At 31.0% G+C, this 5113-nt stretch carries 2 protein-coding genes; both read left to right on the top strand.

All coding sequences use genetic code 11. The features are described 5' to 3' along the window. Positions 1–227: 227 nt before the first annotated feature. A complete protein-coding gene (locus E6A48_RS06485) occupies positions 228–1730 on the top strand; it encodes a TolC family protein (protein ID WP_219709231.1) in 1503 nt (500 codons plus the stop codon). 41 nt (positions 1731–1771) lie between these two features. Continuing rightward, positions 1772–4939, top strand: coding sequence for an efflux RND transporter permease subunit (locus E6A48_RS06480; protein ID WP_219709230.1), 3168 nt, complete (start codon positions 1772–1774; stop codon positions 4937–4939). The last annotated feature ends 174 nt before the right edge of the window (positions 4940–5113 follow it).

The following is a 5113-nucleotide window of genomic DNA, read 5'->3' as shown; positions in this document are numbered from 1 at the left end:
TTTGGTTCTTTTTGCGGCGGGAAAAAGAACAATAAAAAATTGAATAAAAAACTTGTATAATAAAATATAGTTGTATTATATATTAATAAAATTGTAATCTTTTATAAAGATAATTTACAAAAACTAAAATATGTAGTTTATTATACAATAGTAATTTTTCTGTACTTGATATAATAATAATCATAAATAAAATATAAAGTATAATAATAATGAGGTTTTGTACAAAAGTGTCAAAAAAATTATTATATTATTTTACCGCATTTTTATTTTTATTAAGCAGCTCAATATACACTCAAACAAATGCTGAAATACTCTCTTATGCAGAGTATATAGAAAGAATAAAAAATATAATACCAGAGATGAAATTAACAGCCATACAAGAGAGTAATGCATATAATAATCTAACAAAAGCAAAAAGCTCTGGAGATGTTAAGTTTGATTTGCAGGCAGGAGCAATAGGCACACAAAAACACTTTGATGAATATAATATTATACCCACAGCAGACTTTATGCATAACGGCATGCGAATTGGTGCAGGTTTCAGCGGACTTATACCATATTCAGGCACAAGGTGGTCTGTAAAAATACAGCATGATAGCTACTTTGGGGATTTAAAAATGGGAGAAGTGGAAATACCTGTAGATACACCGCTTGGAACAGTTGTAGGAAGACTTCCAAATTTAAGCACAAACAATTTTAAATATTATGCCCCAAGCATAGAGATACAAATAGCTCAGCCAATATTAAGAGATTTTTTTGGTAAATTAGATATGTACCCAATAAAGGATGCAGAATATCAGCTTACAATAGCAAAATTAAAAAGAATAATAGATGATAACAGCGTATTAACATCATATCAGAAAATATATTATCAATGGATTATGTCTCAAAAACTAATAAAACTCTATGATGAAATGATTAGAGAGGCAAAGGCTTTTGAAAATCAAATATACAAAAGATACACAAGCGGTGTAATAGATAATGACGCTTATCAAAATGCAAGAAGGCAAACTTTAAAATATAGAGAAGCAAGAAATAAGTCAGAATTAATTTTAAAAAAGATAATTAGAAACATACAGTTTTTTATACCAGAAGAGAATGTTGAGCCTAATGAAGATGATTGGGAGAATATGCTTGAAACTTCAATTAATGCCAAAATAAATGTAGTGCCTTTTTTAGAGAGTGCTCAGGGGCAGATGGCTTATCAATTAAAATTAAGAAGCGAATATGCATTATCTATAATGAAAAATAATTCTCTTCCAGATTTATCTATAGTAGGAAGTGTATCATTATCCACTTTAGATGATAGCGGTTATTTTAATTCTTTTTCAACTATGACGAATGTTGAATATTTTGTGGGTTTAATGTTTTCTTATCCTATAGGCGGAAGAGATGCTAAGGCCAAGATGGAAGATGCATATAATGCTTTAACAGCTGTTACTGCAGATTTTGACAGGGTCAATAGAGATTTTGATGTGCAGATTGGAACATACTACGACGAGTTTGAAGCGTATAAAACAATGCTTGAAGATAAAAAACTTGAAGTACAGGCTCTAGCTTCGAGAGTGAGAACTCAAAACGAAAGGTTTAGGCAGGGAAGGCTTCCTGTTGATGAGATAATTAATGCAAGATTAGATTTAGTAAATGCTCGGGCAGAACTTCTTAATTTGGAATATATGATAATAAGCACAGTTATGGATTATAACTCGCTTGTGCTTCTTAACAACTAAAAACATAATAAAACTCGAGGTATTATTAATAAAGAGGTATTATGGATAAAATTGTAGAACTATTTGCTAAAAACAGATTATTAGTAAATGTAATAATATTAATCACCATAGCAGTTGGTATGTTTTCTTATACTGCCATAAAAAAAGAGGCTTTCCCTTCTACGAACTTTGATGTAATGATAGTGCAGGTAATATACCCTGGTGCTTCGCCAGAAGATGTTGAACAAAATGCTATGATACCTATAGAAGATGAGCTTCAAACTATAGCGGGTATTGATGAGTTTTATTCTATAATGATAGAAAATGCGGGTATTCTTACAATTAGAATAGACATGAAAATAAAAGATACAAGACCCATAAAAGATGAAATATTTAGAAGGCTTCAAAATGCTCCGAATGTATCTAAAGATGTTACAGAGATAAAAATTACAGAGGCTAATGCTAATAGACTTCCAATATACAATATAGGAATAAAATTCAAAGAAGGAATGGAAGGCACAGAAAAAGAGCTTTATGACATATCAAAAAGATTTGAAAAAGAGCTTAAATATGTTGATGGAGTAGCCACTGTTGAAGTATACGGAAGAACAGATCCAGAGATTCAAATTATAGCAGACCCCTACAAACTTCAAGAATACTACACTTCATTAAGCGAAATAGTACAGGCATTATCTTTAAGAAATGTGAGGCTTACAAGCGGAAGCATGAAGCCGGACGAAAGCGAAGGTATTGATGCTAACAATAAATTATTAGTTACAACAGGGCAATTTCAAGACCCTCTATCAATCACAAATGTTATAGTTCGCTCTATATTTAATGGTAAGCCTATAAGAATAGCTGATGTTGCAAGAGTAGAAGAGATGTTTGTTGATAAAACTGTGTATATGAGAGTTAATAAAGAAAATGGATACTCTATAAACATAGTAAAAAAAGAAGATGCTGATATATTAAAAACAATAGAAAATGTTAATGCTTACTTTGAAAAAAATAAATCCACCATTCCAAGCAATATAGAAATAGTTCCTATGTTTGACAACTCTAGAACCATTAACGACCTTCTTAATGCTGTATCATCAAACATCATAACTGGTTTTATTATCATATTTATAATACTAATAATATTTTTGGATTTTAAGAGTGCAATATTTACTTCGCTTGGTATGCTTATTGTTATATCGGTTTCTTTGATATTTATGACATACTCTGGAATTACATTTAATATTATATCTCTTGGCGGGCTTATTACTGTACTTGGTATGATTGTAGATAACTCTATAGTTGTATCAGAGAATATATTTAACTTTCACCAAAGAGGTTTTAAAGGTTTAGATGCCACAAAGAATGCTGTTCATGAAGTATTTATGCCTATGCTAATATCAACGCTTACAACAGTTGCTTCTTTTGTGCCTATTCTTTTTGTGGGCGGCACTATGGGAAGGCTTCTTAATCAATATCCTAAAGTTGTAATCATAGCTTTAATTGCAAGTATATTTCAGGCTGTATTGATACTTCCAAACAACTTAATAACTAATGAAGAATTAACAGGCATAAAAAAGAAAAAAAGGTTTAATTTTAAAAATCCTCTCGACTTCGATAAAGACAAATTATTCGATAAATTAAAAATACCTTTTGTTAAATTTTTGAAACTCACTCTCAAACATAGATATTTAGTATTAATATTTTTTATAAGTATATTTATTGTAAGCATATTTATATTTAAAATAGTATTTTCTCAATTTATACTTGTTTATGATACTAGTGCTGATGTTGTTGTTATTAATATGGATGCAGGTGTTGGAGCTCCATTATATAAAACAGAAAAATATTTAAGCGAAATAGAGAACATTATTTATAAAACAGTAGATACTAATGATATGATTGCAGTTTATAGTTTACTTGGAAAACAATTAGACAAAAACACTGTTGATATTTCTGAAGAGATGGACAATCTCGCAGGAACAATTATATATTTAGTGCCTGCAAACAACAGAAAAAAAGTAGCATACGATATAGCAGATGATTTAGAGAAAGCAGTTGAAGATGCTGGGCTTAGAGATGAATTAGCACTTCTTACAATACACACAAAACTACCTATAACACCAGGCAAGGCTGTAGATGTAAAGATAATAGGAAATGATACTGAAAAAGTTAAAGAAGTTAAAGACAAAATAAAAGCACATTTATTAACATTAGAAGGCGTTGTAAACTATGATGATGATGACAAGATTGGTATGGAAGAGCTTAGAGTGTTATTTGATTATGACAGAATGAGCGAACTTGGTGTAAACGTGGCTTATGCAGCAAGAGAATTAAGGGCTGCATACTCTGGAATAGTTGCTACTTCCATTCAGCAATTTGAAAATAAACTTGATTTTAGGGTGCGAATGGATAAAAAATACACCTACGACACAAATGTATTAAACAATTTATATATGCCAAGCACATACGGAAGACTCATACAATTAAAAGATATAGCAACAATAGAAGTTACAAATAATCAATCAAGCATAAGGCACTATAACGGTAAAAAATCCATAACCCTAACAACTGATATAGTATTAGGAAAAACTACTGCTATAAGAGTAACAGACTCTGTTCAGAAATTCTTTGATTCCATATCTAAAGATTATCCTAATATAACTATAGAGTTTGGAGGAGAAGTAAAAGAAACTAAAGAGCCTATGAAAAGCATAGCATATGGATATGTTGTAGCTATTATAGCGATATATTTAATACTTCTATTACAATTCAATAAATTTATTCAGCCTCTTATGATACTTGGAATAATACCTTTTGGGGTTGTGGGGGTTATATTAGGTTTTGCTGCACATAGAATGCCTATGTCATTTGTTGGAGCTGTTGGTATAGTAGGGCTTGCGGGAGTTGTTGTTAACAATGGTATTATAATGGTTGACTTGATAAACAGAATATTAGAAGAAGGAAACATACAATCAAAACAAGATGTATTTAATGCAGTAGTTGAAGGGGCAGGAGATAGATTTAGAGCAATATTTTTAACTACAGTTACTACAATATTTGGGCTTCTTCCTACAGTTTATGGAATTGGCGGCAATGCAGATTTAATTGTACCTATGGTAATGGCTATGGCTTATGGACTTTTATTTGCTTCACTTTTAACATTAATATTTTTGCCTAGTTTATTTATGATATCAGTAGATTTGAAATTGGTGAAGATAAAATACAAATGATTTTGAGTTTTTTGTATTTTGGGGACTAGTCCCCCTGCGAAGCGTACCCGCAGGGTAAAACCCCTACTTCTTTTGCGACCGTAGGGAGTCCTTTAGGGCGACTGAAAGGAGTGCCCTTGTGGCATGCCACAAAGAAGCAAAAGGACTGCATTTTATTATAAATTTTATAATTTA

It is taken from the genome of Brachyspira pilosicoli (assembly GCF_019402445.1).
Classification (GTDB): domain Bacteria; phylum Spirochaetota; class Brachyspiria; order Brachyspirales; family Brachyspiraceae; genus Brachyspira; species Brachyspira pilosicoli_B.
The sequence above is the reverse complement of the archived record's forward strand: the minus strand, read 5'-3'. Positions and strand labels throughout refer to the sequence as shown.